The sequence below is a fragment of the Oxalicibacterium faecigallinarum genome (assembly GCF_014635705.1).
Classification (GTDB): domain Bacteria; phylum Pseudomonadota; class Gammaproteobacteria; order Burkholderiales; family Burkholderiaceae_D; genus Oxalicibacterium; species Oxalicibacterium faecigallinarum.
Map to the genome: position 1 here is coordinate 1,140,955 of NZ_BMDI01000001.1, position 25,993 is coordinate 1,166,947.

The following is a 25,993-nucleotide window of genomic DNA, read 5'->3' on the forward strand; positions in this document are numbered from 1 at the left end:
TCAGACAGGTGGCGGCACAACGCTGACTGTCGGCTGATAGATGCTGTAGATCGTGCGATAGCACTCCAGCACAAATACGGCAGGCGCATAACCAACCGGACGGAGGTGATAACCACTACCCACACGCAGCAATTGCACACCATACGCCGGATCGCTGCCCATTCTCTCCGGATCCTGCAAAGCTTCGGTAACGAGTGCGGCAAATTGTTCTGGCGTGACATTCATGGTGATCAGCATCGGTAAAAAAGGGAAAGACGCAATATACGGCAATTGCGGAAGAAGGACATCTTCTTGCTACAGGCAAACTTCACCCTGTCCATATCGTCTCGCATTACGCATCGCCGAGCGCCGTGATAGCTGTGGCCTGTACAGCGGGTTTCCGTATATCGGACATCAATAATTCAAATAATAACAATCCGCATGGAACATCTGCGGCATTCCCTATCTAACCATGCAATAAAGACAAGTTATTCATATCGGTGTTTGCAATACGGAAATCAGATCGGCTGAGATCGCAATCTGGTCATCCTTAAGCAGCCGATTGCGCGACACGCGCATACGACGCTTATCGGAATCTGCCATGACTGCATCTACCCTGTCGGCGATCACGCATCCGCCGCAAACAACAACACGCTCCCGCCTTCCCATGATCGATGTCGCCAAGGGTGTGGGGATACTGTTGATCGTGCTCGGCCACAATCGCATCTTTTCTTCGCATTATGGTGACGCTGCCAATTTTCTCGCGGCATTTCGCCTGCCGTTTTTCTTTTTCATCTCTGGCGTGATTTTTTCGGCAGCCAATCGCAGCATTGGCAATGTCGCGCTGGTGCGTGCAGATGCCTGGCTCAAACCTTATACGATGGCACTCCTGATCGGCGGCATGCTGAAGCTGATCGTCGGCAAGGAAACGGTTGAGTCTGTACTGCTCGGTATTTTTTATGGCACCGGCTTCACGCTCGGCTGGAATGTATTGTGGTTCCTGCCGCATTTATGGCTGCTGTATGTCAGCGTCAGCATTCTCGTCAAATACGGGCAGGAGTTGATTGATAGCTGGCCCAAAAAAATAGGCTTGCTGCTAACGTTTCTGTGTCTTGGCTTTTACGTGATGGGCAGCTTTGACACCGTGGCCGACAATCCGGCCTGCGACCGCATCATGGCGGTTGATCCTGAATTGCTGCATTGCGGACTGCCATTCAGTGCCGACGTACTGCTGTTGTCAGCCACCTATTTCTTGCTGGGGCATTTTCTCGCCACCCCTGCCAGAACATTCAGGTTCAATGTGATCGGCATGGCTATTGCGATTGCCGTATCGCTGATGCTCAACGCGCAATACGGCTTTCGCATCGACTTCAACATGCGGCGTTATGACAGCCTGCTGATTTCAACCGTGCAGGCGCTGGCCGGGATCTACATGATGCTGTGCGTGTGTACGCTTCTGGCGCGCATACCCAAAGTACAGGCACTGCTGTCGTACATCGGGCGCGGTAGTCTGATGATCCTGATCTGCCATGCGCAGATTCAGTTTCCGCTGGTGGCAGCGTTACAGAATCACGTACCGCCGCTGCTCGCCGGAACAATTGCCTTTGTCAGTTGTACGGCAATCTCGCTGATGCTGTGGGAAATCTGCAAGCGCAACGCGCTCTTGTCCACACTCTTTCTGCCACTGAACTGGAAAAAGAACCCGGCTAGCTAAATTGCTATTCAGACGATGTTCTGACGACCATCGAGCAGCATTTCGTAGACGTGATTGCGGATGATCAGCGATTCGGTTCCACCTACCCCCTCGAACTCGAGTCCGATTGCCGCGCTATTTGCATCGTCTTTTTGCTGTTCGGTGATATTGCGAATCGTTGCCCTGGCATTGATGGCGTGGCCATCGTCACCGTCGCCAAAAGGCAGGGAAAACGTGATCGAGACGGCTTCATCCACCGTGCCGAGCGGTTTGTCTGCGTGCGCCAGACATCCGGTCGCACTCAGATTACTCAAGCGCACCTTTTCTTCCTTGCCAGCGACATGCAGCATGGCATCCAGCGCGACCTTGATCCGCATATCGCGACGTAATTGCTTGGAGCGGATGGATCGGGGGAATGCGACACACAGGCAATACAAAGGATGAGTGAGCGTCTTGATAACGGTCGTATCGAAGGAGCAGATGGCAGTGCCGGAAAATACCCGTACGGTCAGTTTTTCACCGTCGATAAATGTCAGCAACACACCCTGATCGCGAGGTTGCTTGAGTAGCAGATAAGTGTTTTGCTCCAGCCCGATAACGGTAGAAACGTAATGAACCGGTTTGTGATTGCGATGGGTGAAAAACTGCAGGCGCGTGCCGGGCTGCAGATTCATCGATTCAAAATCGTCGATATCTTTGTCGGCAACAGATACACCTTTCTGCTCACTCATGATTGTGACCACCAGATTTTTTCGAATTGACAATTGCATTTTATCAATGATTATTGCTTTCAATGCAACGTATGAATAAAAAAGAGCGCCGTAGCGCTCTTTTTCAGATCGGGATGTTGTATTAGAAGCGATAACCAATACCCACACCGATCAACAAGGGATCGACCTTGACCTGACTGATCGTGCCGGCCGCCATATTCACATCGGAACGGATGTAAATCTTTTTGACGTCCAGATTCAACGACCATTTGTTATTGAGTTTGTAGTCGATACCTGCCTGCAAGGCAGGACCGATACTGCTGCTCTCCAGATCTGCATTCCCTCCCAGCAGATTGACACTGGAGATACGCGTGTAATTGATACCAGCTCCAACGTAAGGACTCCATGTTTTTTCCGGTGCGAAGTGATACTGCACCGTCAGTGTTGGTGGCAGATGCTTGAAACTGCCGATATCCGCCCCATCCAGGTAGACACGATGCTTTTGCGGGTAGGTCAGCACCAGTTCCGCAGCCCAGTTGGGCGTAAAGAAGTAAGAGATGTCGATCTCGGGAATCGTACGCGACTCAACCGTCAATCGGTCCGATGCACCAACACCGCCAACCGGATCAGATTTGTTCGCCGGGTCCAGATGTGCCGCGCGCACGCGCACCAGCCATGAACCTTCCTGTACCTGTTGTGCCAATGCCTGCGATCCTGCTGCGGCCGATAAAAGCAGCACGAGCGCTGCCACGCCTTTTTTCACGATAACCTCCGAAGTTGAAGAAACATGATCACGTTAATCGCGCCATGCCTTGCGGAATTTGATATCGATCAAAGGGATGCAAGAAACAAGAAACAAACGGAAGTGTCCCTGGCCAATGACAAAAGGCCGGACACCGTATGCGGGTGTCCAGCCTTTTGTTCTGTGCTGCGTGATACGACTTGAAAAGACTTACTTCGCGCGCGTATCAATATCCGCCAGACACTCTTTTCCTTTTTGCGTGATCTCGAAACCGGATGGTTCCAGCGCAACGATATGGCCCTTTTTGTCGAGAAAGGTGGCGACATCCGGCTTTAGCATCGCCTGCGGATTGTCAGCGATCGCACGCAAAGAATCGATACATCCCTGAATGAACAAAGTCTGTTTGCCTTTGTCGGTCAATCCAAGGTTGCCGTTCTTGGCATAGCTTGCATACTTCAAACCTGTCAGACGCTTGACGTTACGCGCAACGCAAGCGGACGGACGGCTCTGCTGACGCCCCAGTTCTGCGATCTGTCGCAAGGCATCAAACTCGTCCGTCGTTAAATCATCACCCATCGCTTCTGTTTTCCTTCTTTTCGAACCTGTTTTTAAAACCGGGGCAGATCAGCCAGCGTACGACCCGGCACATCGTGATCAATGGTGTCGATATCTTCAATGCCATGCTGATGAATTACCACGTGTACACGCGGCCCCAGCACGATCTCGCCACCGACCTTGAATGCCGTTGCCACCTCGTCGCCGAAATGCAGTGCGTCAACGACCAGATTGACGTCCTGCTCGACCATTACCGCTTCCCAGCCGGGAGAGCCATTGCCTTTGCGATGACCGCGTCCCCAGCGCACCATTTCCACACGATCGCCCGCTTCGTTAAAGCGTACTGCCTCGATCAGATGTACTGACGTCATTTGCCCCTCCTTTTTATATTGGTATTGCGTGCATGGTACGCCTGCACGCGCCTTCCCAGCAAGCGTGCGTGAAGGAAATTACCCAAGCCAGACCAGCATGCCAAAATCGGTCAGGTGCGCAGTTATAATAGCGACCGTTCGCGATGCTCTGGCAGCATCATCCGTCAGATTTATACGCCACGATTGGCAAGGAATCGTTTGTACATGAATACTGTTCGTTCCCGTCCGGTTGTTCTCTGTCTTTCCGGTCATGACCCAAGCGGCGGTGCAGGCCTGCAAGCCGACATTGAGGCCATCATGGCGCAAGGCTGCCATGCCGCACCGACTGTCACGGCGTTGACCGTTCAAAACTCGATCGACGTATCGGATTTCCGTGTACTCGATGCAGACTGGGTACTGGCGCAGGCCGATGCAGTCATCAAGGACATGACGGTGGCTGGCGTCAAACTCGGCATGCTTGGTTCCGTCTCGATGGTCGATACCGTCGTACAGATACTGCAGCGTCTGCAAGGGTTACCGATTGTCTGTGATCCGGTCCTGCGTGCAGGTGGTGGTGGCGCGCTCGGCAAGGACGAAGTCGGCTATGCCATGCGTGAACGTTTGCTGCCGGTGGCAACGATTGCCACGCCCAATCTTCCTGAAGCACGCATTCTGGCCGAACTGCCAAACGGGACGCCGGATGAATGCGCGGCAAAGCTGCTGCCGTTTTGCCAGCATCTGCTGATCACGGGCGGACACGGCGAAGAAAGCCGCGTCCACAATCGCCTGTATTCGCGCGATGGCTCGACTGCCACCTTCACCTGTGATCGTCTGCCTGGCAGCTATCACGGCTCCGGCTGCACACTCGCCAGTGCTCTTGCGGGTCGTCTGGCATTGGGCGAAGACACGCATACGGCTGTCGAGAACGCACTGGCTTATACCTGGCGCACGCTGCGTGATGCCGATCGACCAGGCGCTGGTCAGTATTTCCCACGCCGACTGCCCACCGACTTCTGCAACTGAAAATCCATCTTCACGCCAAAAGGCCTGCCAATTTGATCGATTGGCAGGCCTTTTCGTTTTGAAGAAGGCGATTAGCGTCGCTGTGGCCAGACGCGTACAACCAGCGCCGCAAATGACATCAAGGTTGCGAGCACAATCACGCCATACCATCCCCACTGTGCCAGCATCAGGCTGCCCAATGCTGCTCCCGCGGCCATTCCAACGAACATTCCGACAAACAGGACCGCGTTAAGACGACTGCGTGCTGCCGGGTCAAGTCCATACACGATCGTCTGATGCGCAACCAACGTTGCCTGCACGCCGAAATCGAATCCGATCGCACAAAGTACCAGCAGGCACAGGCTGCCATCGACCGAAAAGAAAGGTGCCAATCCCATTGCTGCAAACGACAGTGCAGCCAGACCGATACCAAGACGCGTCACCAGTTCAGGCCCCTTGCGATCGGCAATGCGTCCTGCCAATGGCGCTGCCAGCGCACCTGCAGCCCCTGCCAGCCCAAATGCACCGGCAGCCGTGCTACCAAGGTGAAATGGTGCGCCGTGCAACATTAACGCCAGCGTCGACCAGAAAGCACTGAAACCAACGGACAACAAACCTTGCGCCATCGCTGCACGACGCAACGAAGCATGTCGGCGTAGCAGGTCCAGCATCGAGCCAAGCAAGGCACGATAGGCCAGTTGCGTCGTTGGCTTGAAGGCAGGCAGACTGCGCAACAGGGACAAGCCGATCATCGCAACACTGACAGCCGCGGCGATGAACATGACGCGCCACCCCATATGTTCAGCCACAAAGCCACTGAGCACACGCGACAGCAAAATTCCGAGTAGCAAGCCGGTCATCACGGTACCCACCACCTTGCCGCGATGCTGCTCGGGTGCGAGGATGGCCGCCGCCGGCACGATGTCCTGTGCCATGGTGGCAGACAAGCCGATTGCCAGTCCGGATGCCAGCAACAGACTCAGGCCGGATGAGGTGCCTGCCAGCAGTAACGCCAGCACCAGCACAGCAACCTTGATCAGAATGATGCGACGGCGATCGTACCGGTCGCCCAGCGGTGCCAGCAACAGGATGCCCAGCGCATAACCCAATTGCGTGGACATCGGCACCATGCCGACAGCGCGATCCGATATCCCCAGATCGCTGCCAATCACGCCCAACATCGGTTGCGAATAATAAAGTGATGCAACGCTGAAGCCGGCGCTGGCAGCCAGCAGCCAGATCAGCATGCCGGACAGACGCACGTCCCGTTTCAGCGGGGTCGCTCCAGTCGCTGCCAATACAGGCTCTGCATGCGTATTTTGAATGGAAGACATACTCGTTTCTCCAGTTGATAAAAGCTGAAACGAAGTCTGATCCTATAAACCTCAACATGGTAGTAGCACCATGCGCAGAATTGTTATACGCTTTACGCATGACAAAACCATCATCCCCAGCGGTCAGCTCAGACCGGATCGAACTGATGCAAACCTTCGTCCGTATTGTCCAGGCCGGCAGCCTGTCTGCTGCCGCAGCGCAAATGGGTACAACCCAGCCCACCATCAGCCGCCGCCTGCAGCAACTGGAACGCTCACTTGGCCTGCGATTGCTGCAACGCTCCACGCATGCGATGAAGCTGACCGAAGATGGCGAACGATGCTATGAACGCGCCAGAGAACTGCTGGCCGGCTGGGAAGCATTTGAAACCGATCTGCGCGCGGCAAGCAGTGAAGTCAGCGGCTCCCTGCGCGTGATCGTGCCGCATGCGTTCGGGCAAAAACAACTGATCGGACCGCTGGCCGAATTCATGCGCCGCTATCCGGGCATCACGATCGAATGGATACTGCATGACCGTGGCAGCGACTTCATCACGCAAGGCATCGATTGCGCGATTCAGGTTGGCGAAACCAATGATCCATCGGTCGTCGCCATCAAGCTTGCAGAAGTGCCACGCATGATGGTGGCATCGCCTGCCTTGCTGGCGCGTTATGGCATGCCCCAGCATGCGCGCGATCTGTCCGTGCTCCCCTGGGTTGCCATTCCGACTTTTTATCGACGCGAAGTGCTACTCACGCACAGCGCAACTGGCGAGCAATGTCATGTCGCCATTCAGCCGCAATTGAGTTCGGATAGTTTGTATGCGCTAAGCAACGCGGCAGTGGAAGGCCTTGGCGTATGCCTTGGCTCCTCATGGTTGATGGAAGAACATCTGGCGAGTGGACGGTTGGTTCAGCTGTTACCGGAATGGCAGGCAGCGCCCTTGCCAGTCTCCATCATTTATCCGTACGCGCGCTTCTATCCTGCCCGTCTGCGGCATTTCATCGATACGATGCGGCAAGCCATGCCAGGTTCAGTGAGCGGTGCCGTTTCATGGCGCCGGCCTTGATTGAAACGGAACGATCATTCACTCACATCTGCCAGACACGCTTGTCTGCGCCAGGCTTGCGGTGACTGTCCACTCAGTTTTTTGAAGACCCGCGTGAAATGTGACTGATCATAGAAGCCCAGGGTGTGCGCGATCTCGGTCAGTTTGATGTCCTGCTGCTTCATCGCCAGACACGCATGCGCTACACGTTTGCGCAGGATGAAGTCCCGTGGCGTCATGCCGCATGCGCGCTTGAACGCGCGTGAAAAATGACTCACGCTCAGATTCAGTGCCTGGGCAAGATCCACCGTGCGAATCGGCATGTGGATATGCGCATCGATATAGGCAGTGAGCCGATGCACCTGCCATGCACACAAGCCTGCATGGTCATTGTTGACGGCATCGCCTTCGGCAGGCATCTGCGAGCCGGGACAAGACGGCGCAGCACGTTCGGCAGGACACGCCAGGCTGACAGAAATCGACATGACACCCAGACTGGCCATCGCAATCTGATAGGAGGACAGGCATTCGGGCGTCCGACGAGCCGAATCTGCAGATAGAACGCGAGGAATCGTATGCATGGTTGACCCTGGGGGCTGTCAAAACGACATCATGCAGTCCTTGCCGGTTGTGCAAAAGACTCAAGTCAGCGGACCTGAACCAACACTTTCGTGTTGGTTTTCAACGTGAATTATATTCAGGGTGTGACAAATCCCCTTTCGACGGCAATCGCCACCGCGTGTGTACGATTGCGCGCCGACAGCTTGTCCATCAGGCTGCGTACATGCCCCTTGATCGTGTCTTCGGCCAAACCAAGATGGTCAGCAATTTCCTTGTTGGACAGGCCGCCCGCGATCAGGCCCAGTATCTCCAGTTCACGCGGCGTCAGATGCTCCTTCCCGAGATGATCAGCCAGATCTGCCGCAATCGCTGTTGGAAAATAGCGCTTGCCGACAGCGAGCACACGTACGGCTTCCGTCAGCTCGGTGCGCAAGGCGGTCTTGAGCAGGTAGGCCTGCGCTCCGGCCTTGATGGCATGACTGGCACGTACATCGCCGCGATAAGTCGTCAGAATGCCGATCCGCGCGGTGGGAAATTCGTTGCGGATCAGGTGAATCGCATCGATGCCGTTCATCCGCGGCATTTGCAGATCAATCAGCGCGACATCCGGCAAATGCGTGCGATACAGCGTCAATGCTTCCAGCCCGTCTGCGGCTTCAGCCACGACTTCCATATCCGGCTGGCTCTCGATCACGGCACGTATGCCTTCGATCATGAGCGGATGATCGTCTGCAATGAGTATGCGGATTTTTCTGTCAGTCATGTTTTCTCCATTCCGCGATTCTGTTGAACCAGGCCTGCCATTTCAGCCAGCGACAACCACGCAGGCATGCCAGTACATCAACCGTTGTTCCTCCGTCGTCCCTATTGCGGATATCCAGAATCGCACCGATCTCGGACGCACGTTCACGCATGCCGGATACCCCCCAATGGCCTTCCTTGCCATATCGCCCCAGATAGGCAGGCGGAATACCAATTCCATCGTCGCGGACAATCAAGCGAATGCGCGTTGTGGTGTAGAGCAGTTCCACGCGTACAGTGGTTGCCTGCGCGTGCAGAAAGGCGTTCACGATCGCCTCGTGCGCAATGCCGTACAAATCGCGATGCAACGCTGCCGACATCACCACAGGCGTGCCGCTGGATCTGATTTCGAAGACTGCACCACTGTCACTTTCCAGGGTCCGCCCCAGCTCCTCCAGACGTTGTGCAAGATCGATGCGTACCGGCACCTGCGCATCACGCAAGTCGCGTACGCGGTCACGTCCTTCTTCGACCATTTTTTCGGTACGCAGCAGCGCTTTCTCAAGATCATCCCGCGCACGGGTCTCGCTTGGCATGGCATTGGCAATGACCTGTAACCGCAACAGCAAACCCTGCACGCCCTGCAGCAAGGTATCGTGCAGTTCGCGCGCAATGCGCTCGCGTTCTGCATGCCGCGCCGCCAGACGATCATGCATGCGACGCCGCAAACCACGCATGCTCCAGACATAAGCCAGCATCAGGAGCAATACAATCAGCACGCCACCGAAGATCTGGAAAAGCGGGCGCGCGTACAAGGTTGGCTCGATGGAAAAGGTATAAGTCGCCTCCTGTTCGCTGGGGATGCCGTCCTGATCCGTTGCGACAACACGGAAGCGATAGTCTCCCGCGTCCAGCCCCGTGTAGGTCGCTGACCGACGACGGCCCGCCACCTGCCAGTCGTTGTCGTAACCGTCGAGGCGATAGCTGAACGACACCGTTTCCGGTGCCGACAGACTCAAGGCTGTGTAATCGATTACCAGACGCTGCGTCGATGCAGGCAGCACGGCAGGCTGCAAATTCGCAAGCAATGCGCCGTCGGCCATCACGGATTCGATATGGGTCGACGGCCCGGCCTGATCCGACTGCACACTCGCAGGATCGATCCAGAACACGCCATTACTGGTCGAGAACCAGAGCCGGTTATCCTCTGTCTTTACTGCCGTCGGCAACGGCAGCACCTGATACGGATCGTTTGCCAGTCCGCTTAAGCGACCGTACGACCGATAGCGCACGCGATGATTCGGCAAGGATGCGGCATGCATGAGTTCCGACGATTCGATCTGAAAAATGCCTGATCGTGTATGCACCCATAACTCAGGCATGGCGTCTGCATTTCCTGCTGTCTGTACCGCCAGCATCGCATACACGTTACCGAAGGCAGACCAGTCCGGGACGTTCAGCCGCACGAAGCGGTCGTTCTCGATCCATCCCATGCCGTTCTGACCGCCGACCCAGGTACGACCGCCGTGATGCAGAATGGCGGTGACATGGCCGATATCCAAGCCATCCTTGCTTGTCCATCGCGTCACGCCATCCTCTTGCTGCCGGATCAGCAAGCCGTCCCGGTAACCAAACCAGACATTTCCCTGCGCATCGGTCGCGGCAGAAACCGGCATGATCTGGCTTGCAAGCGCCGAGACGGGAAGCATTTTGTGCCAGGCATGATGCTTCCATACATACAGTCCCCGTCGATTGATGGATACCCAGAGGCTGTCCTTCGCATCCACCGCCAAAGCACGGACGGTTGAATCGGCACTGCTTCCCGATGGCAGCGATGTCACGAAGCGCGGAATATCACCGACCGTTTTCCATATCCCCGCCGGACCGGCGATCCAGATGTTTTCCTGCGCATCGCGCATGGCAGCTGTAATCGGTGATGGGAGTGAGAAACGCTGCTGGTGTTTGCCTTGCAGATGCGTTACCCCATGATTGCTGGTACCCGCCCACAACGTCCCCATCCGGCCCGGTGCAAGCGCATAGTTCAGCCCATCCAGCGGGAGCTCGGACGGCATCAGGACACGCGTTCGCAACCGGTCCAGACCGGCGCTCGTGCCGATCCAGATGCTGTGTTCACGGTCGGCAAAGATCGGCCACACATAATTGGCGCTCAGACCATCCCGGAAGGAAAAAACCTGCGCCTTGCGCAACCGCGTCGCATCCACTGGAAAATCCACATACCGCACACCCTGACCGAGTGTGCTGATCCACAGTCCACCATCGTGGTCGACATGCAAATTGCTGGCGGGCACATCCATCTGAAATGTGTCGACGGTCGTCCGCACCTGTTCGCGGGCGATCCGATATAGCACGCCCTTGTAGCGCTCTGCCAGCCAGATCGCGCCATCTGGCGCCTGCGCAAACCCGCTTCCCCATTCCACCTTCACACCGGCATTGATGAATTGCCTGGTACCGGAAGGCAGATAAAACAGTTCTCCCGCAGTCGCCAGCCAGAGCGTATCCGTGCGATCAACAAACACAGCACGTGCCCTGCCCTCGGGCAAGCGCCAACCCTGCCATTCGGTTTGCCATCGTCGTCCGTCAAAACGGGCCAGCCCGTCTTCCGCCGCCGCCCAGATTGCACCATCGTGGGTTCTGGCCATGCCGTACACCACGCCCGGCTGCAACTGCTCAGGCGAAAAACGTGTCAGCCCCTGCTTTCTGATTCGCACGACACCACCCGCACGCAACCCGACCCATAGCTCATCCTCCACGGCCAGAAGGCAAGAAACGATACCAATGGGTTTTGCATCCGGGGCGCGATAAGGCGTGAAGTCAAAGCCGTCAAAGCGAAACAGGGAATCATTAGTCCCCAGCCATAGATAACCGTCGGCCGTCTGTGCAATTGCACCAACCTGACTGGGCCCGCCATCCGCAGCCAGCCATCGGTGGTGCTCCATCCGGTTGGGGGCCTTGCTCAAGGCGTTACCGCATTGACCAAGCAGTATCAACAGGATGCAGCATCCCAGCGTCCAGCGAGGCACACCAGATGCGGCTCGCCACGAATGTCCAGACGAAAACAGGGAAGCAAGAAGAGAAAGGGGATGCATGATCGTGATTGCAGACGGAAACATCATCCCGACGAAAAAATGGGACACCACTAACGGTATCCCATGGTACGACCAAACGCGTTGTTGTGCGCGTTGCGCGATAGGTACACGCTGATGATCAGCATGCTAAACGTTCGCGCATTTGCAACGCATTGCATACGCTTATTTTGCGGGAATCGGTGCCAGAATTTGGTTCTTGACCTTGGTACGCTCCGCACCCTTGTGCACCATGGTGACCGCATAATCGATGCCCATGCCGTACGCACCCGAATGATCCTTGACGATGCCGGTCACGGCATCGTAGGTTTCCTTGCGCGCCCAGTCGCGCTGCCATTCGAGCATGACTTGTTGCCAGGTGACCGGCACCACGCCCGCCTGAATCATGCGCTGCATCGACATGTCGTGCGCCAGTTGCGAGGTACCGCCGGATGCATCGGCCACCATGTAGATTTCATAACCGCCTTCGGCCATGGCACACAGGGCAAAACTATTGTTGCAGACTTCGGTCCACAGGCCCGATACGATCACCTTTTTACGACCGTTGGCCTTGAGGGCGTCACGCACCTTCTGGTCATCCCACGAATTCATGGAGGTACGTTCCAGCAGCTTGTGATCCGGGAAGACATCCAGCAATTCCGGATAAGTGTGGCCCGAAAAACTGTCGGTTTCCACCGTCGTGATGATGGTTGGAATGTTGAACACCTTGGCCGCCTTGGCCAGCGCAACGGTGTTGTTCTTCAAGGTCTGGCGATCGATAGACTGTACACCGAATGCCATTTGCGGCTGATGATCGATAAAGATCAACTGGCAGTTGGTCGGGGTCAGGACTTCAAGCTTTGGGTTGCTCATGCAATGCTCCTTTGGAGGTAATGGTCTGCATGGATCATGGTTCATCCATGCAGTTTGAATAAAGACGGTGATCGATTGCAGATGCCGTCAGGACGGTGCAATCAAATGTTCGGTTCGTGGCGCTTCTGGTCCGCTGTGCAACGCATGTACACGTGTCGTGATTGCCTTGTCGTTTTCGGTAAAGCGATCGTGCTGGCGCAGATGCTCCAGCCATGACTCGACGACAAAGGTTTCGATGTAACGACCTGGCTCGGCCATGTCTTCAAACACGCCCCACGAGATGGCACCACCGCGACGACGTACACGCCGCATTTCATGAATGGCCTGACGGAAGGCTGTAGCGTTTTCCGGCAGTACCCGATATTCGACGTTGATACGGATTGGACCGGCATCGTGTGCCGCATCAATCTGTGGTGCATGCGTATGCAGATGCGTGGATGGCGTGAGATCAAGATCCGGCGACATGTTGAGCTTCCAGCGTAATGCCGTTGCGCATGCCAGCACCATGCCAAGCGCGGCAATGATCAACGCCATTGAGGTACCCAACTGTGCAGCCGTTTTACCCCAGATCGTGCTACCCGCTGCCATCGATCCAAAGAACACCACGAGATAGACCGCCAGTGCCCGTGCCTTGACCCAACCAGCCGAGCTGCGCTGTGCGCCGACATTGAGGATGGACAGCATCGCAATCCATGCCAGACCAGAGAACAGCAAAATGCCACCCAGCAGCCATGCGTTCTGCACCGTGCCAAGTGCCAGCATCGTGATCGCAAACAACACACTGGCCCCCAATGCCAAGACATCGGTTGAGAAAGCCTTCTTCAGTCGCGGCAACAGCAAGGCACCAGCCACAGCACCGACACCAATACACGCCAGCAACGCACCGTAACCACCCGCGCCCAACCCAAGCTGGTTACGCGCGACCAAAGGCAACAAGGCCCATGCCGCGCTGCCAAAGACAAAAAAGGCAACCGCACGAATCAACACCACGCGCAGCAAAGGTGCAGCATGCACATAACGCAGACCGGCGCGTACCGCAGGAAAAAAATGTTCAGCAGGCAAGCGCTGCACGCGTGGCACAGGTTTCCATGCGTACAGCACCATCACGACACCCAACACGGACAAGGCATTGAGCATGAACACAACCGGCGGGCCGGCAAAGGACAGAATCAGGCCACCCAGCGCTGGCCCAATCGCACGACTGATATTGACGCCCAGCGAGTTGAGTGCAACGGCTGCCGACAGATCTTGCTTGCCAACCAGTTCCGGCACGATGGCCTGAAATGGCGGCGCTGCCATCGCCGCGCCTACACCCAGCATAAAGGTCGATGCGAGCAGAATCTCCGGCGTCACCAGACCACCGAAGGCAAGTACGCCTAACACCGCTGCCGTCACCAGCATCCAGATCTGGGCAAACAACAAATACTTGCGACGATCGACAATATCGGCCAGCACGCCGGATGGCAACGCAAACAGGAACATCGGCAAGCTTGTCGCCGCCTGTACCAGTGCGACCATCAAGGGATCGGGACTCAACGACGTCATCATCCAGCCAGCACCGACGTCGTGCATCCACGTGCCAATGTTCGATGCCACGGTCGCCAGCCACAAGCCACGGAACAGCTTGTTCTGCAACGGACTCCAGGAAGAAGTGTCCGCCATTACGCCACCCGCTTGCGGCTGAGCGACCAGTTACCCGGCCCGCATAAGGCGATCGTGCCAAAGATGATCATCAGCAGCCAGCCGAACTGGCCTTCGGCAATCGACCACTGTGTATGCACAACAAACATCGATACGATCAGCACTGCCAACACCGGCAGACAAGCCAGTCGCGTGAACACGCCAGCAGCGATGAACAATGGACACACCACTTCGGCAAAAATCGCCATCAACAGAGAAAACTGACGGCCGAGACCAAGCGGATCTTCGATCAGCGACAGCTCTTCGGTGTAATGCACGATCTTTGGCAAGCCGTGCACGTAGAACAGCATGAAGGCACCGGCCACACGCAGGAAAAACAAACCAGCATCGATGCGCGGCAACTGCCAGCCTGAAACAGATTGATTCATATGAATGTTCTATGCGATCAGAAAGCGAAACAGCTGCAACCGAGTGCGCCCCAGAAACCCGAATAGTTGGATATCGGCACCGATGACTTGCGCGCAATATCATGCGCATGGGCATGCACACCGCAAGCGCCTGCACATTGATGCGGCAAGGCAGCCAGTTGCTGACGTGTCGCAACCTGACGGTAATGACCCGGAACCGTCTTCACTGGCGACCAGTCCGGCATGACCGGAATCGGCGGCGGTGCGATCTTGGTAAATTCATCACTGCCATAGACGACCTTGCCATCGACAATCGTCAGGACGGATTCAATCGATTTGATCGCGTCTTCGTGTACCGAGAAGAAGTCGCTGGACAGCACCGCCAGATCGGCAAGCTGGCCTTCCTTGATGCGGCCTTTCTTGCCCTGTTCACTGGAGAACCAGGCACTGCCGTTGGTCCATAACGCCAGCGCCTCGTCACGCGAGAGTTGCGCGCTGGTCTGCGTCAGCTTCATGCCACCGACCGTACGACCGGAAACCAGCCAGTACAGCGCCGTCCACGGGTTGTAGCTGGCAACACGTGTGGCGTCGGTACCGCCACCGACCGGAATGCCGGCATCCAGCATGCGCTTGATCGGTGGCGTCTGCTGCGCAGCTTCCGTACCGTAACGCTCGACAAAGTACTCACCCTGAAATGCCATCCGGTGCTGAATCGCAATCCCGCCGCCCAACGCACGCACACGATCTATATTGCGTGGCGAGATCGTTTCTGCGTGATCGAACATCCAGCGCAAGCCATCAAAAGGAATCTCGCGATTGACCTTCTCAAACACGTCGAGCATGCGGCTGATCGACTCATCGTAGGTTGCATGCAGACGGAACGGCCAGCGCTGCGTCACCAGATGGCGGACCACGCGCTCCAGCTCGTCTTCCATGCCTGCCGGCAGTTCCGGACGTGGCTCGAGGAAGTCTTCAAAGTCGGCGGCGGAAAACACCAGCATTTCGCCCGCACCGTTGTGGCGATAAAAGTCATCGCCCTGCCCCGGTTTGACCAGTTTGCTCCAAGACTGAAAATCTTCCAGTTCCTTGCCCTTGTTTTGCGTGAACAGGTTGTAGGCAATACGCACCGTCAACTGCTTGTTGCGCGCCAGATCGTCGATGATTGCGTAATCTTCCGGATAGTTCTGGAAGCCACCGCCTGCATCGATCGTGCTGGTGACTCCCAGCCGATTCAGTTCACGCATGAACTGGCGCGTCGAGTTGACCTGATACTCATGCGGCAGGGTTGGCCCTTTGGCCAGCGTGGCGTAGAGGATCAGAGCATTCGGTTTGGCGATCAGCATGCCGGTCGGATTGCCGGCTGCATCGCGCTGGATTTCACCGCCCGGCGGATTCGGCGTGTCCTTGGTATAACCGACTGCACGCAAGGCAGCGCGATTGAGCAAGGCACGGTCATAGAGATGCAGCACAAACACCGGCGTGTCTGGTGCAGCCGCGTTGATTTCTTCCAGCGTTGGCATGCGCTTCTCGGCAAACTGAAATTCGGTCCAGCCGCCAACCACACGCACCCATTGCGGTGTTGGCGTACGCAGGGCTTGCTCTTTCAGCATGCGCAAGGCATCGGCCACCGACGGTACGCCTTCCCAGCGCAGTTCGAGGTTGTAGTTGAGGCCGCCGCGAATCAGATGGGTATGCGAGTCGTTCAAACCCGGAATAACGGTGCGGCCATGCAGATCAATGACCTGACTGCCTGGCAGGTGATGACGCATGACTTCTTCTGTATCGCCGACGGCGAGAAACTTGCCGTCACGAATTGCCACGGCCGACGCAGTAGGCCGGTTTTGATCGACCGTATGAAATTTGCCGTTGAGCAGAATCAGCGTTGTGCCGGCAGTCCCGGTAGCAGCATCTTCACGGCCACTGCGCGTCACTGCACCAGCTGATGCAGCATCCACACGATTGGCAACGGCACCCAGTGTTGCCAGTGCGGCGCTGGAAGCTACCGATTTGAGCATGTTGCGTCGATGATTGTTCATGTCATGAATCCTTCAGGAAAAGAAAGCGGACGGCGCAAGGCATCACGATTTGGAGGGCTTGGCAGGTTCTTCAGATGTTGATGCAACTGGCTCGACACCGGTAATCCGGGGTACGCACTCGCTGGCAAACCACGAAATCGAAAGGGGCTCGCCGCGCATGACCTTGCCAGCGATGGGGACAAGCTGTTCACCGATCAGCATGCCCAGCAATCCAAGCAAGGCAATTGCGGGTGGTGCAGGAGAACGTACCTTGATCAAGGCATAGAGAATACCAACCAGCAGGCCGGCACCCAGCGACAGAAGATAGACAGATCCCTTCATGGCACGCGCTCACTTTTTTCAAGTCGATGAATCTGCCGGGATTATGAAAGAGCGGAAATTCTGGCGCTTGTATCAGAATGCTCTTTCGACTGAAAATCAGTTTCTGAAAAACAAAACGCAAAGAGGGAAACAGAAAGCCAATTGCACGGCATAATGAGAACGAGATTTGCAGCAGATGGCTGAACTCTTGACCGCTTGCTGCTGTCTGTTCTTCAGATAACAACACCACGATTCAATAGGGACACATCATGGAAGACAAAGACGTCGCCAACCTTCACGGCCAATTGCTTGCACTCAAATTCATCGTCGGCGCCCTCGTCAAAACCCATCCTAACGAAGAACTCGTCCGCGAAATGATCGACCGTGCCATGCCGGACGTATTGCTGGCGATTGAAGAAACCGCCATTCCGGAATTTGGTGAAGGCTTCAATCTGTGCTTCACCAACGTGATGGACTAAAGAGACAATCAGAAAACCGGACAAACGTCCGGCAAAGAAAAAGGCCACGCATGAACGTGGCCTTTGAGATTTGGTGGGAAGTACAAGTTTCGAACTTGTGACCTATCGCGTGTGAGGCGATCGCTCTACCCCTGAGCTAACCTCCCGAAGCCGTGCATTATTCCACAAAAGCGCGCAGACATCAATTTGCCGGCACTTCCGCGACCGGCGTTGCGCGCCATACGGTCGCGCCCTTGGTCTGTTTGTCCAGGCTATCGAGCAAGGCCTCATGGTCGGCCAGTTCCTGTTCGTTGGCTGCAAGCACGATCACCTCCGCAATCTCAACCACTTCTGCGGATGCATCATCCCCATCATCATGCGATCCGAGATCCATGGAAAACGTGTTCTGTCCGCGGGTCATCGCCAGATAGACTTCTGCCAGCAGTTCCGCATCCAGTAACGCACCGTGCAAGGTACGATGCGCGTTGGAAATGCCATAGCGATCGCACAAGGAGTCCAGGGAGTTGCGCTTGCCCGGATGCATTTCCTTGGCTTGCACCAGGGTGTCCACCACCTCGCCAACATGATCCTTGAAGGCTGGCATGTTCAGCCGTTCCAGTTCGGCATCGAGAAAACCGATGTCAAATGGTGCGTTGTGGATAATGATTTCCGCACCCGCAATGTAGTCACGAAACTCATCGACGATTTCAGCAAACTTGGGCTTGTCGCTCAAGAATTCGGTCGTCAATCCGTGGACGGCCAGCGCACCTTCTTCCGAATCACGCTCGGGATTGATGTAATGGTGAAAATTGTTGCCGGTCAGCTGACGATTGATCATCTCCACGCAGCCGATCTCGATGATGCGGTCTCCTGAACGTGCGTTCAGGCCAGTGGTTTCGGTATCGAGGACGATTTGTCGCATGCAATGCTTCTTTCTTGTTCAACAGGTTTGCGGTCAATGCCGCCGAATCGGGTTCAGACGGCGGTTTCGACACCACGATTGGCCAGCGCATCGGCGCGCTCGTTCTGCACATGTCCGTTATGGCCACGCACCCAGCGCCATTCGATCTGATGACGCGACTGTGCGGCGTCCAGCGCCTGCCACAAGTCCACATTCTTGACCGGCTCCTTCGACGCGGTTTTCCAGCCACGGGCCTTCCAGCCGTGTATCCATTCACTGATGCCCTTTTGCACATACTGACTATCCGTATGCACCACGACTTCGCATGGCCGGGTCAGGACATTGAGGGCTTCAATCACGGCCTTCAGTTCCATACGGTTATTGGTCGTGCCGGCTTCGCCACCGAAGATTTCCTTCTCGTGCTCCCCCATGACCAGCAAGGCCCCCCATCCGCCACGGCCGGGATTGCCCTTGCAGGCGCCATCGGTATAAATATCCACTTTACTCATCTGTTTCCTGCATTATGGTTCTACATTCATAGCGATACATGGCGCTAACGCAGCATCGCTATGGTTTGATCTTGTTGGCAACCGGCACGCTGACAGGCGACGCGGCCGGTTTCTTTTTCCACGCTGGCCCGATCAGACGCATGGCCTTGACACGTTTGATGGCCTGCACAATGTAAACAGCACCAAATACCGGCCAGCCATTGGCACCGGCCCCTTCCATGAAGGCACTGCGATTGAGCCATTTCTCGGACTCAAACGGCGGTGCGTAGCAGCCGAAGATGCCATTTCCCACTTCCATGTTCAGCAACTTCAGCCAGTCTTTCATACGTGGCAAGGCGATAAACTCGCCCTCCTCCGGCAAAAAATGGGCATCGATCATGCGGCCCAGCACCTGCCTTGCGCCCCAAAGACTAAAGGGATTAAAGCCGCAGATGATGACCTGCCCCTCCGGAATCAGCACCCGCTCAACCTCGCGCAAAACCTGATGCGGCTCTGCCGCGAATTCCAGTACATGCGGCAGAATGACCAGATCGATACTGGCAGTTTCAAACGGCAACTCTTCGAATTCCTGGATCACCACCAGAGGCTTGGCCGCGTTATCGTGTCCTTTGACAGGCAACTGTGTATCGGTCAGCCAGGTATGCGGCATGCGACTGCCGCGCAAAGTCTGCACCTGCGGCAGACCGATCTGCGTGGCGTTGAAACCGAAGATATCCACGGTCAGTTCTTCCAACCGCGCTTCTTCCCATACACGCACATAATTACCCGCCGGACTGTCAAGCCACGAACCCAGCGATATAATCGATTTTTCTGATGAAAAATTGTCTATGCCCATGTTGAAAGTTCTGACTGTCCCCGCGTTTAACGATAACTATCTGTGGATTATCCATGATGGCACACATGCTGCCGTGGTTGACCCAGGTGATGCTGCACCGATCATCGATGCACTGCATGCCCATCAACTGACGCTGGTCGCTATTTTACTGACACATCACCATAAGGACCATGTCGGCGGTGTTCCTGCCTTGTTGCAGCATGCCCGCGTACCTGTTTATGCGCCGCGCAACGACAGCATTGCCAATGTCACCACGACCCTGAGCGAAGGCGACACGGTAACCATACCGGAATTGAAACTGACACTGTCCGTCCTCGATGTGCCGGGCCATACCCGTGGCCATATTGCGTATGTGGCAAAGGAACAAGGCTGGCTGTTTTGCGGCGACACCCTGTTTGCCGGCGGCTGCGGTCGTCTGTTTGAAGGCACGCCGGAACAGATGCTGCACTCGCTCGACAAGCTGGCGGCCTTGCCGGACGACACCAAAGTGTACTGTGCGCATGAATACACCATTTCCAATCTGCGTTTTGCACGCGCGGCAGAACCGGACAATCAGGCATTGAGCGAGCGTCTTGCTGCGGAACAAGCCAAGCGCGAACAGAACGTGCCCACCGTGCCATCGAACATCGGCCTGGAAAAGGCAACAAATCCCTTCCTGCGCGCGCGTGAGCCTGCCATTGCCCAAACCCTGCGCCGCGAAGGACGGCTCACGGATGACGATACGGTAGCGGTTTTCGCCGCGCTGCGTGAGTGGAAAAACAATTTCTGATTGCCAACAGTCATGGCTGAGTGACAACTTGTCCGGCCTTTGCAGCCACGTATTCATTACTCTCGGGCATGACTGTGACATTCATTTGTCAGCATTCCGTTAAAGGACTTGACGCAGAAAACATCGATTCCTTACACTCGCTGTAATCTTTTTCTGCCGGCTGTTCATGGGTCGGTGATTTTTGCGAGTTCCCATGCCTCAGTCCGACAACCGCGCCGTACTCAAACTCCTTGCATCCGCTGCATTTCTCTTCTGCTCTTCCAGTGTTGCCCACGCCGCCAGCGATCTGTCCTTGCCTGCCTACAACTGGGCAAAAGATGCGGCACTGCAAAACAATCCCGGCCTCGACGATGATCCGCTGAGCGCCTTTATCGTCGGCAGTGAAATCGACGTCTGGGCGCGTATCCGTAAAGGTTTCGGCATACCCGATCTGGTCGATAACCAGTTGGTGAACAATCACACAACCTGGTATGCCGCCCGCCCCGACTATATTGGCCGTACGACCAAGCGTGCCTCGCTGTATCTGTACCACGTCGTCGAAGAACTTGAGAAACGTGGCATGCCGACCGAACTGGCCTTGCTGCCTTTCATCGAATCCGCCTTCAATCCGCAAGCGTATTCATCCGCAAAGGCAGCCGGCATGTGGCAGTTCATTCCATCGACCGGACTGGACTACAACCTCAAGCAGAACATGTTCAAGGACGAGCGTCGTGGCGTGATTGCTTCGACCGACGCCGCACTCAACTATCTGGAAAAGTTGTACGGCATGTTCGGCGACTGGCAACTGGCCCTTGCTGCCTACAACTGGGGTGAAGGTTCGGTACAGCGCGCACTCCGCAAAGCCGAAGCGGCCGGCACCGGTACCGATTACGCGAGCCTGTCGATCTACATGCCTGCAGAAACGCGGAACTATGTTCCCAAATTGCAGGCAGTCAAAAACATCATTGCCACGCCGGATGCTTACAACATTACGCTACTGCGTGTCGATAACCAGCCCTATTTCGTCAGCGTGGCAAAAACGCGCGACATCGATGTGAAACTGGCGGCACAACTGGCCGAACTGCCCATTGATGAATTCAAGGCACTGAATCCCCAGTTCAATCGCCCGGTGATTACCGGCGGCGCCAATACGGAAATCCTGCTTCCGCAAAACAATGCCGAGAAGTTCAAGGCCAATCTGGCAACCTGGACACATGCGTTGTCGTCATGGACGGCGCACAAGGTGACCAATGCGCGCGAGCGAATCGAAACCATCGCGGCCAGATTCAACACCACGCCGCAGGTCATCCGCGAAGTCAACCACATCCCGCCAAAAATGGCGCTCAAGGCCGGCTCCACCATCCTGGTGCCGCGCGATCCGGACAGCAAGCAAAAGGACATCACTTCCGCCGTGGCCGACAGTGCCGTGCTGACGATGATTCCCGAGCGGGCAGAAGGACGCAAGATCAGCCATACCGTGAAAAATGGCGATACCCTGCTGTCACTGGCGAAACGTCACAAGGTCAGCGTCGCGCAGATTCGTGAATGGAACAGTCTGCGCAGCGACAAACTGGTCGCGGGTACCAGGCTGGAGTTGTATGGCGCAGCGCGCGCCACCGCCAAGGCATCGGACAAATCCAAGCCAGCCATCAAGAAAGTCGCCGCAACCCAGGACAATCGGGGCAAGGTCAGTCTGGCATCGGCAAAAGTGTCTTCGCGCTGATTACCCAAACACGAGTTAAAAAAAAGCCGCACATGGCAACGTGTGCGGCTTTTTTTCGACCATCGATTTTTTCTATGCGCTGTTCACACCTGCGTAGACGGATGCCGCCAGTAATTTTTGCGTGTACGGCTGCTGAGGATTGGCCAGTACTTCAGCCGTGGCCCCCTGTTCCACCACCTTGCCATCCTTCATCACCATGACCCGATGCGCCATCGCCTTGATGACGGCCAGATCGTGGCTGATAAACAGATAGGCCATACCGTAACGCGCCTGCAGATCGGCCAGCAAACGCAAGACTTGCTGCTGCACCGACACGTCGAGTGATGACGTCGGTTCGTCCAGCAGGATCAGATCCGGCTTGAGCACCAAGACGCGTGCAATCGCAATCCGTTGGCGCTGCCCGCCGGAAAATTCATGCGGATAGCGTGACATCAATGCGGGCGGCAAGCCGACTTCCTGCAAGGCTTGCGCTACCGCTTCCCGAATTGCCGCGGAGGATAATCCCGGCTGATGCAACGCCAATCCTTCGCCGATGATCTGTTCGATGGTGCGACGCGGCGACAGCGAGGCAAACGGATCCTGAAACACGATCTGCATGCGCGCACGCAATGGTCGCAAGGCGCTGCTGTTCATCACGGCAATGTTCTTGCCGTCAAACTGAATGTGTCCATCGACTCTCGCGGCAGACAACCGCAGCAAGGCCATACCGAGCGTGGATTTTCCCGAACCGGACTCGCCGACGATACCCAGCGTTTCGCCTCGTGCCAGCGTCAGACTGACGTCATCGACGGCGACGAACGGACGCGATTTGAACCAGCCCTGCTTGATATCGAAGGTGCAACGCAGATGATCTGCCTGCATCAGCGGCGCGGCAGCAGCATCGACCTTATTGACCAGCTGGTGCGGCTGACTCGCCAGCAGTTTCTTGGTATAGGCTTCACGCGGTTGTGCAAACAGATCCTGCGTCGTTGCGATCTCCACCATGCGCCCTTTTTCCATCACACCGACGCGATCGGCAAAATGGCGTACCAGATTGAGATCATGCGTGATCATCAGCACAGCCATGTTTTCTTCGCGCTGCAGCTGATTGAGCAATTCAACGATCTGCACCTGAATCGTGACATCCAGCGCGGTCGTCGGCTCATCGGCAATCAACAGCCGCGGTTTGCAGGCCAGCGCCATGGCGATCATTGCACGCTGACGCTGCCCACCAGATAGCTGATGCGGATACGACAAAGCACGACGCTGCGGCTCGGGAATGCCGGTTTTGTCGAGTAGTTCAACCGCACGCAAGGCCGCCGCCTTCGTACTCAAACCTTCGTGCAGCATCAGCACTTCGGCAATCTGATTACCAATCGTGTAGAGCGGATTGAGTGCCGTCATCGGCTCCTGAAAGATCATGGCGACATCTTTGCCACGCACAGCACGCATCGCCGGCTCGCTGCGTTTGAGCAGATCTTCCCCGTCCAGCAGAATCTCGCCGCCGTAGTATGCATCCTGATTCAAACGCAGGATCGACAGGGCTGTGACGGTTTTGCCGGAACCGGACTCGCCGACCAGAGCAAACTTCTCGCCAGCCGCAATCGAAAAACTGACATCCTCGACAACACGGTTGCCATCGAAGGCCACCGACAGCTGCTTGACCTGTAACAGACTCATGCCTTCCTCCGTACATCCAGCGCATTACGCAAGGCATCGCCGATATTCGTCAGCAACAGCAACATGAGGGTAAGTACAAAGAAGGTCGAAACGGCAATCCACCACGCATCGAGATTGTTCTTGCCCTGTGCCAGCAACTCGCCAAGGCTGGCAGTATCCGGTGGCACGCCAAGTCCGAGAAAATCCAGACTGGTCAGCGCCAGAATCGCAGCACTCATGCGAAACGGCAAAAAGGTCACCACTGGTGTCAGGCTATTGGGCAGGACATGACGCCAGATGATCTGCGTATTGGACAATCCAAGCGCACGCGCTGCCTGCACGTATTCCAGATTGCGATTGCGCAGGAAATCGGCACGCACATAATCCGACAATCCCATCCAGCCAAACAGGGACAACAGGATCAACAGCAGGCCGATACTGGATTGGAAAATCGACGCGAAAATGATCAGCAGATACAGCTCGGGCATCGAACTCCATATCTCCATGAAGCGCTGAAAAAGCAGGTCTGTCCTGCCTGCAAAATAGCCCTGGATCGCGCCGGTAATCAAACCAAGCAATACGCCCGTAATCGTGAGCGCAAAACCGAACAGCACCGATACACGAAAGCCATACAGCAAGCGTGCCACCACATCGCGTCCGCGATCATCCGTCCCCAGCCAGTTCTCGGCCGACGGTGGTGCCGGATTCGGATATTTGGCAAAGTAATTGAGTGTCGTGTAGTGATAACGATTGAGCGGATAAACCGCCCAGTTACCATCCTTCTCGAACTGCTGCTGGATGAACGGATCGAGATAGTCGGCAGGTGTCTCGAAATCGCCCCCGAACTTCTTCTCTGAATAATCAGTCAGGATCGGAAAGACGATCTCGCCGTTGTAGCGTGCAACCAGCGGCTTGTCGTTCGAGATCAGCTCCGCAAACAGGCTGATCACGACAAGGATGCTGAAAAGAATCAGGCTCCAGTAACCGCGACGACTGGCGCGAAAGCGTCGCCAGACTCGACGCCAAGGCGATACGGAAGGCACAGCTTCGGCTGGAGGCGTGGACAAAGGGGCAACGGCGCTCATCGGTTCAGGCTTTCAAACTGCAGGCGCGGATCGGCCCAGACATAACAGAGATCGCCGATCAGCTTGACGATCAGGCCAATCAAGGTGAAGAGATACAGCGTCCCCATCACAACCGGATAATCACGACGTACAACCGATTCGTACGACAACAAACCCAGTCCGTCCAGTGAGAACAGCGTTTCGATCAGCAGACTGCCGGCAAAGAAGGCCCCAATAAAAGCTGCCGGGAAACCCGTCACCAACGGGATCAATGCATTGCGGAAGACATGCTTGTATAAGACGGTGCGTTCGCTCAAACCCTTGGCTCGCGCGGTCAGCACGTACTGCTTGCGAATCTCTTCGAGGAACGTGTTCTTGGTCAGCATGGTCATGACGGCGAATGCACCGGCCACCGAGGCCGTCACCGGCAAGGTGATATGCCACAGATAGTCGAGTATCTTGCCCATCAGCGACAACTGTTCCCAGTCATCCGAGGTCAGCCCGCGCAACGGAAACCACTGCACAAAACTGCCGCCGCCAAACAGTACCAGCAGGAACACACCCAGAATAAAACCGGGAATCGAATAACCGATCAGCACAATCGCACTCGTCACCGAGTCAAAACGTGATCCTTCACGCACTGCCTTGGCAATCCCAAGCGGCAGCGATATGAAATACGTCAGGAAGAAAGTCCACATGCCCAATGTGATCGACACCGGCAACTTGGACACGACCAGCTCCCACACATCCATGTGATGATAAAAACTCTTGCCCAGATCGAAGGTCGCAAAACCTTTCAACATCTGCCAAAAGCGCTCACCGGCAGGCTTGTCGAATCCGTAGAGCGCCTTGATTTCTTCCACACGGGCCGCGTCGATGCCCTGACGTCCTCGGTAATGTGCTTCGCCACCGCCACTGGCTTCCGACACGCCGCTGATGGTCTTCATCTCCATGATGGCTTGTTCAACCGGGCCACCCGGCACAAACTGAATGACCGCAAAGGTGATGGCAACCACGCCGAACAATGTCGGCAGCATCAGCAGCACACGCTTGAGGATGTAGGACCAGATATTCATGCGCTC

The 25,993-nt window shown here is 56.0% G+C and carries 26 protein-coding genes and 1 tRNA gene; 6 read left to right on the forward strand and 21 right to left on the reverse strand.

Going from position 1 to position 25,993, the window contains the following annotated elements; translation table 11 throughout:
- Positions 1 to 237, reverse strand: coding sequence for a hypothetical protein (locus tag IEV29_RS05540; protein ID WP_188380234.1), 237 nt, complete (start codon positions 235 to 237; stop codon positions 1 to 3).
- 343 nt (positions 238 to 580) lie between these two features.
- On the opposite strand from IEV29_RS05540, the gene IEV29_RS05545 reads away from it, so the two are divergent.
- Entirely contained in the window at positions 581 to 1,693 is a 1,113-nt protein-coding gene (locus IEV29_RS05545) for an acyltransferase family protein (RefSeq protein ID WP_188380235.1), read from the forward strand.
- Between the two features lie 8 nt (positions 1,694 to 1,701).
- Here the strand turns inward: IEV29_RS05545 and IEV29_RS05550 are convergent, their stop codons facing one another.
- From IEV29_RS05550 to IEV29_RS05565, 4 genes are all read right to left on the reverse strand, one after another.
- Positions 1,702 to 2,403, reverse strand: coding sequence for a flagellar brake protein (locus IEV29_RS05550; RefSeq protein ID WP_188380236.1), 702 nt, complete (start codon positions 2,401 to 2,403; stop codon positions 1,702 to 1,704).
- Between the two features lie 121 nt (positions 2,404 to 2,524).
- Positions 2,525 to 3,145, reverse strand: coding sequence for an OmpW/AlkL family protein (locus IEV29_RS05555; RefSeq protein WP_188380237.1), 621 nt, complete (start codon positions 3,143 to 3,145; stop codon positions 2,525 to 2,527).
- A 189-nt stretch (positions 3,146 to 3,334) separates the two neighbouring features.
- Entirely contained in the window at positions 3,335 to 3,700 is a 366-nt protein-coding gene (locus IEV29_RS05560; protein WP_188380238.1) for a helix-turn-helix domain-containing protein, read from the reverse strand.
- 32 nt (positions 3,701 to 3,732) lie between these two features.
- Positions 3,733 to 4,050, reverse strand: a complete 318-nt coding sequence (locus IEV29_RS05565; protein ID WP_188380239.1) for a hypothetical protein — start codon at positions 4,048 to 4,050, stop codon at positions 3,733 to 3,735.
- A gap of 204 nt (positions 4,051 to 4,254) precedes the next feature.
- On the opposite strand from IEV29_RS05565, the gene IEV29_RS05570 reads away from it, so the two are divergent.
- A complete protein-coding gene (locus IEV29_RS05570; protein ID WP_188380240.1) occupies positions 4,255 to 5,052 on the forward strand; it encodes a bifunctional hydroxymethylpyrimidine kinase/phosphomethylpyrimidine kinase in 798 nt (265 codons plus the stop codon).
- Between the two features lie 71 nt (positions 5,053 to 5,123).
- Here the strand turns inward: IEV29_RS05570 and IEV29_RS05575 are convergent, their stop codons facing one another.
- Entirely contained in the window at positions 5,124 to 6,365 is a 1,242-nt protein-coding gene (locus tag IEV29_RS05575) for an MFS transporter (protein WP_188380241.1), read from the reverse strand.
- Positions 6,366 to 6,463: 98 nt separating this feature from the next.
- Between IEV29_RS05575 and IEV29_RS05580 the strand changes: the two genes are divergently transcribed.
- Positions 6,464 to 7,414, forward strand: coding sequence for a LysR family transcriptional regulator (locus IEV29_RS05580; RefSeq protein WP_188380242.1), 951 nt, complete (start codon positions 6,464 to 6,466; stop codon positions 7,412 to 7,414).
- Positions 7,415 to 7,428: 14 nt separating this feature from the next.
- On the opposite strand, the gene IEV29_RS05585 is transcribed toward IEV29_RS05580, so the two are convergent.
- From IEV29_RS05585 to IEV29_RS05620, 8 genes are all read right to left on the reverse strand, one after another.
- Positions 7,429 to 7,974 carry a helix-turn-helix transcriptional regulator gene (locus tag IEV29_RS05585; protein ID WP_188380243.1) on the reverse strand — a complete coding sequence of 182 codons (546 nt, stop codon included), beginning with the start codon at positions 7,972 to 7,974 and terminating at the stop codon, positions 7,429 to 7,431.
- Positions 7,975 to 8,090: 116 nt separating this feature from the next.
- Positions 8,091 to 8,717: a response regulator gene (locus IEV29_RS05590; protein WP_188380244.1), complete on the reverse strand. Its 627-nt coding sequence runs from the start codon at positions 8,715 to 8,717 to the stop codon at positions 8,091 to 8,093.
- Positions 8,710 to 11,802 carry a sensor histidine kinase gene (locus tag IEV29_RS05595; protein ID WP_188380245.1) on the reverse strand — a complete coding sequence of 1,031 codons (3,093 nt, stop codon included), beginning with the start codon at positions 11,800 to 11,802 and terminating at the stop codon, positions 8,710 to 8,712. The genes IEV29_RS05590 and IEV29_RS05595 overlap by 8 nt, the downstream gene beginning before the upstream one ends.
- 162 nt (positions 11,803 to 11,964) lie before the next feature.
- Positions 11,965 to 12,651 (reverse strand): hydrolase, encoded by a 687-nt coding sequence (locus IEV29_RS05600; RefSeq protein WP_188380246.1) that lies wholly within the window; start codon positions 12,649 to 12,651, stop codon positions 11,965 to 11,967.
- An 87-nt stretch (positions 12,652 to 12,738) separates the two neighbouring features.
- Entirely contained in the window at positions 12,739 to 14,313 is a 1,575-nt protein-coding gene (locus IEV29_RS05605; protein ID WP_188380247.1) for an MFS transporter, read from the reverse strand.
- Positions 14,313 to 14,720, reverse strand: a complete 408-nt coding sequence (locus tag IEV29_RS05610; protein ID WP_188380248.1) for a DoxX family protein — start codon at positions 14,718 to 14,720, stop codon at positions 14,313 to 14,315. Before IEV29_RS05610 ends, IEV29_RS05605 begins: the two co-directional genes overlap by 1 nt.
- A 17-nt stretch (positions 14,721 to 14,737) precedes the next feature.
- On the reverse strand, positions 14,738 to 16,735 hold the full coding sequence (locus IEV29_RS05615) for an amidohydrolase (RefSeq protein ID WP_229726246.1): 1,998 nt from the start codon (positions 16,733 to 16,735) through the stop codon (positions 14,738 to 14,740).
- A 42-nt stretch (positions 16,736 to 16,777) separates the two neighbouring features.
- Positions 16,778 to 17,056: a DUF1427 family protein gene (locus tag IEV29_RS05620; protein WP_188380249.1), complete on the reverse strand. Its 279-nt coding sequence runs from the start codon at positions 17,054 to 17,056 to the stop codon at positions 16,778 to 16,780.
- Positions 17,057 to 17,304: 248 nt separating this feature from the next.
- Here IEV29_RS05620 and IEV29_RS05625 point away from each other — a divergent pair, with 248 nt between their 5' ends.
- A complete protein-coding gene (locus IEV29_RS05625) occupies positions 17,305 to 17,514 on the forward strand; it encodes a hypothetical protein (RefSeq protein ID WP_188380250.1) in 210 nt (69 codons plus the stop codon).
- Positions 17,515 to 17,585: 71 nt separating this feature from the next.
- Here the strand turns inward: IEV29_RS05625 and IEV29_RS05630 are convergent.
- The 4 genes from IEV29_RS05630 to IEV29_RS05645 form a co-directional block, all read right to left on the reverse strand.
- Positions 17,586 to 17,660 (reverse strand) — tRNA-Val (locus IEV29_RS05630).
- A gap of 35 nt (positions 17,661 to 17,695) precedes the next feature.
- Positions 17,696 to 18,415, reverse strand: coding sequence for a DNA polymerase III subunit epsilon (dnaQ, locus tag IEV29_RS05635; RefSeq protein WP_188380251.1), 720 nt, complete (start codon positions 18,413 to 18,415; stop codon positions 17,696 to 17,698).
- Between the two features lie 53 nt (positions 18,416 to 18,468).
- Positions 18,469 to 18,903 (reverse strand): ribonuclease HI, encoded by a 435-nt coding sequence (gene rnhA / locus IEV29_RS05640; protein ID WP_188380252.1) that lies wholly within the window; start codon positions 18,901 to 18,903, stop codon positions 18,469 to 18,471.
- A 58-nt stretch (positions 18,904 to 18,961) separates the two neighbouring features.
- The gene (locus IEV29_RS05645; protein WP_188380253.1) at positions 18,962 to 19,738 is read right to left on the reverse strand and encodes a class I SAM-dependent methyltransferase; all 777 of its coding nucleotides are present in this window, start codon (positions 19,736 to 19,738) and stop codon (positions 18,962 to 18,964) included.
- On the opposite strand from IEV29_RS05645, the gene gloB reads away from it, so the two are divergent.
- Together gloB and IEV29_RS05655 are read left to right on the forward strand one after the other, a co-directional pair.
- Entirely contained in the window at positions 19,737 to 20,507 is a 771-nt protein-coding gene (gene gloB, locus IEV29_RS05650) for a hydroxyacylglutathione hydrolase (RefSeq protein WP_188380254.1), read from the forward strand. The two genes, IEV29_RS05645 and gloB, sit on opposite strands and share 2 nt — an antisense overlap.
- Positions 20,508 to 20,700: 193 nt before the next feature.
- Complete coding sequence (locus tag IEV29_RS05655) at positions 20,701 to 22,209, forward strand: transglycosylase SLT domain-containing protein (protein WP_188380255.1); 1,509 nt, start codon at positions 20,701 to 20,703, stop codon at positions 22,207 to 22,209.
- Positions 22,210 to 22,281: 72 nt separating this feature from the next.
- Here the strand turns inward: IEV29_RS05655 and IEV29_RS05660 are convergent, their stop codons facing one another.
- The 3 genes from IEV29_RS05660 to IEV29_RS05670 are packed head-to-tail and all read right to left on the reverse strand — an operon-like array spanning position 22,282 to position 25,987.
- On the reverse strand, positions 22,282 to 23,868 hold the full coding sequence (locus IEV29_RS05660; protein WP_188380256.1) for an ABC transporter ATP-binding protein: 1,587 nt from the start codon (positions 23,866 to 23,868) through the stop codon (positions 22,282 to 22,284).
- Positions 23,865 to 24,932, reverse strand: a complete 1,068-nt coding sequence (locus IEV29_RS05665; RefSeq protein ID WP_188380257.1) for an ABC transporter permease — start codon at positions 24,930 to 24,932, stop codon at positions 23,865 to 23,867. The genes IEV29_RS05660 and IEV29_RS05665 overlap by 4 nt, the downstream gene beginning before the upstream one ends.
- Positions 24,929 to 25,987 carry a microcin C ABC transporter permease YejB gene (locus IEV29_RS05670; protein ID WP_188380258.1) on the reverse strand — a complete coding sequence of 353 codons (1,059 nt, stop codon included), beginning with the start codon at positions 25,985 to 25,987 and terminating at the stop codon, positions 24,929 to 24,931. The genes IEV29_RS05665 and IEV29_RS05670 overlap by 4 nt, the downstream gene beginning before the upstream one ends.
- Positions 25,988 to 25,993 lie beyond the last annotated feature (6 nt).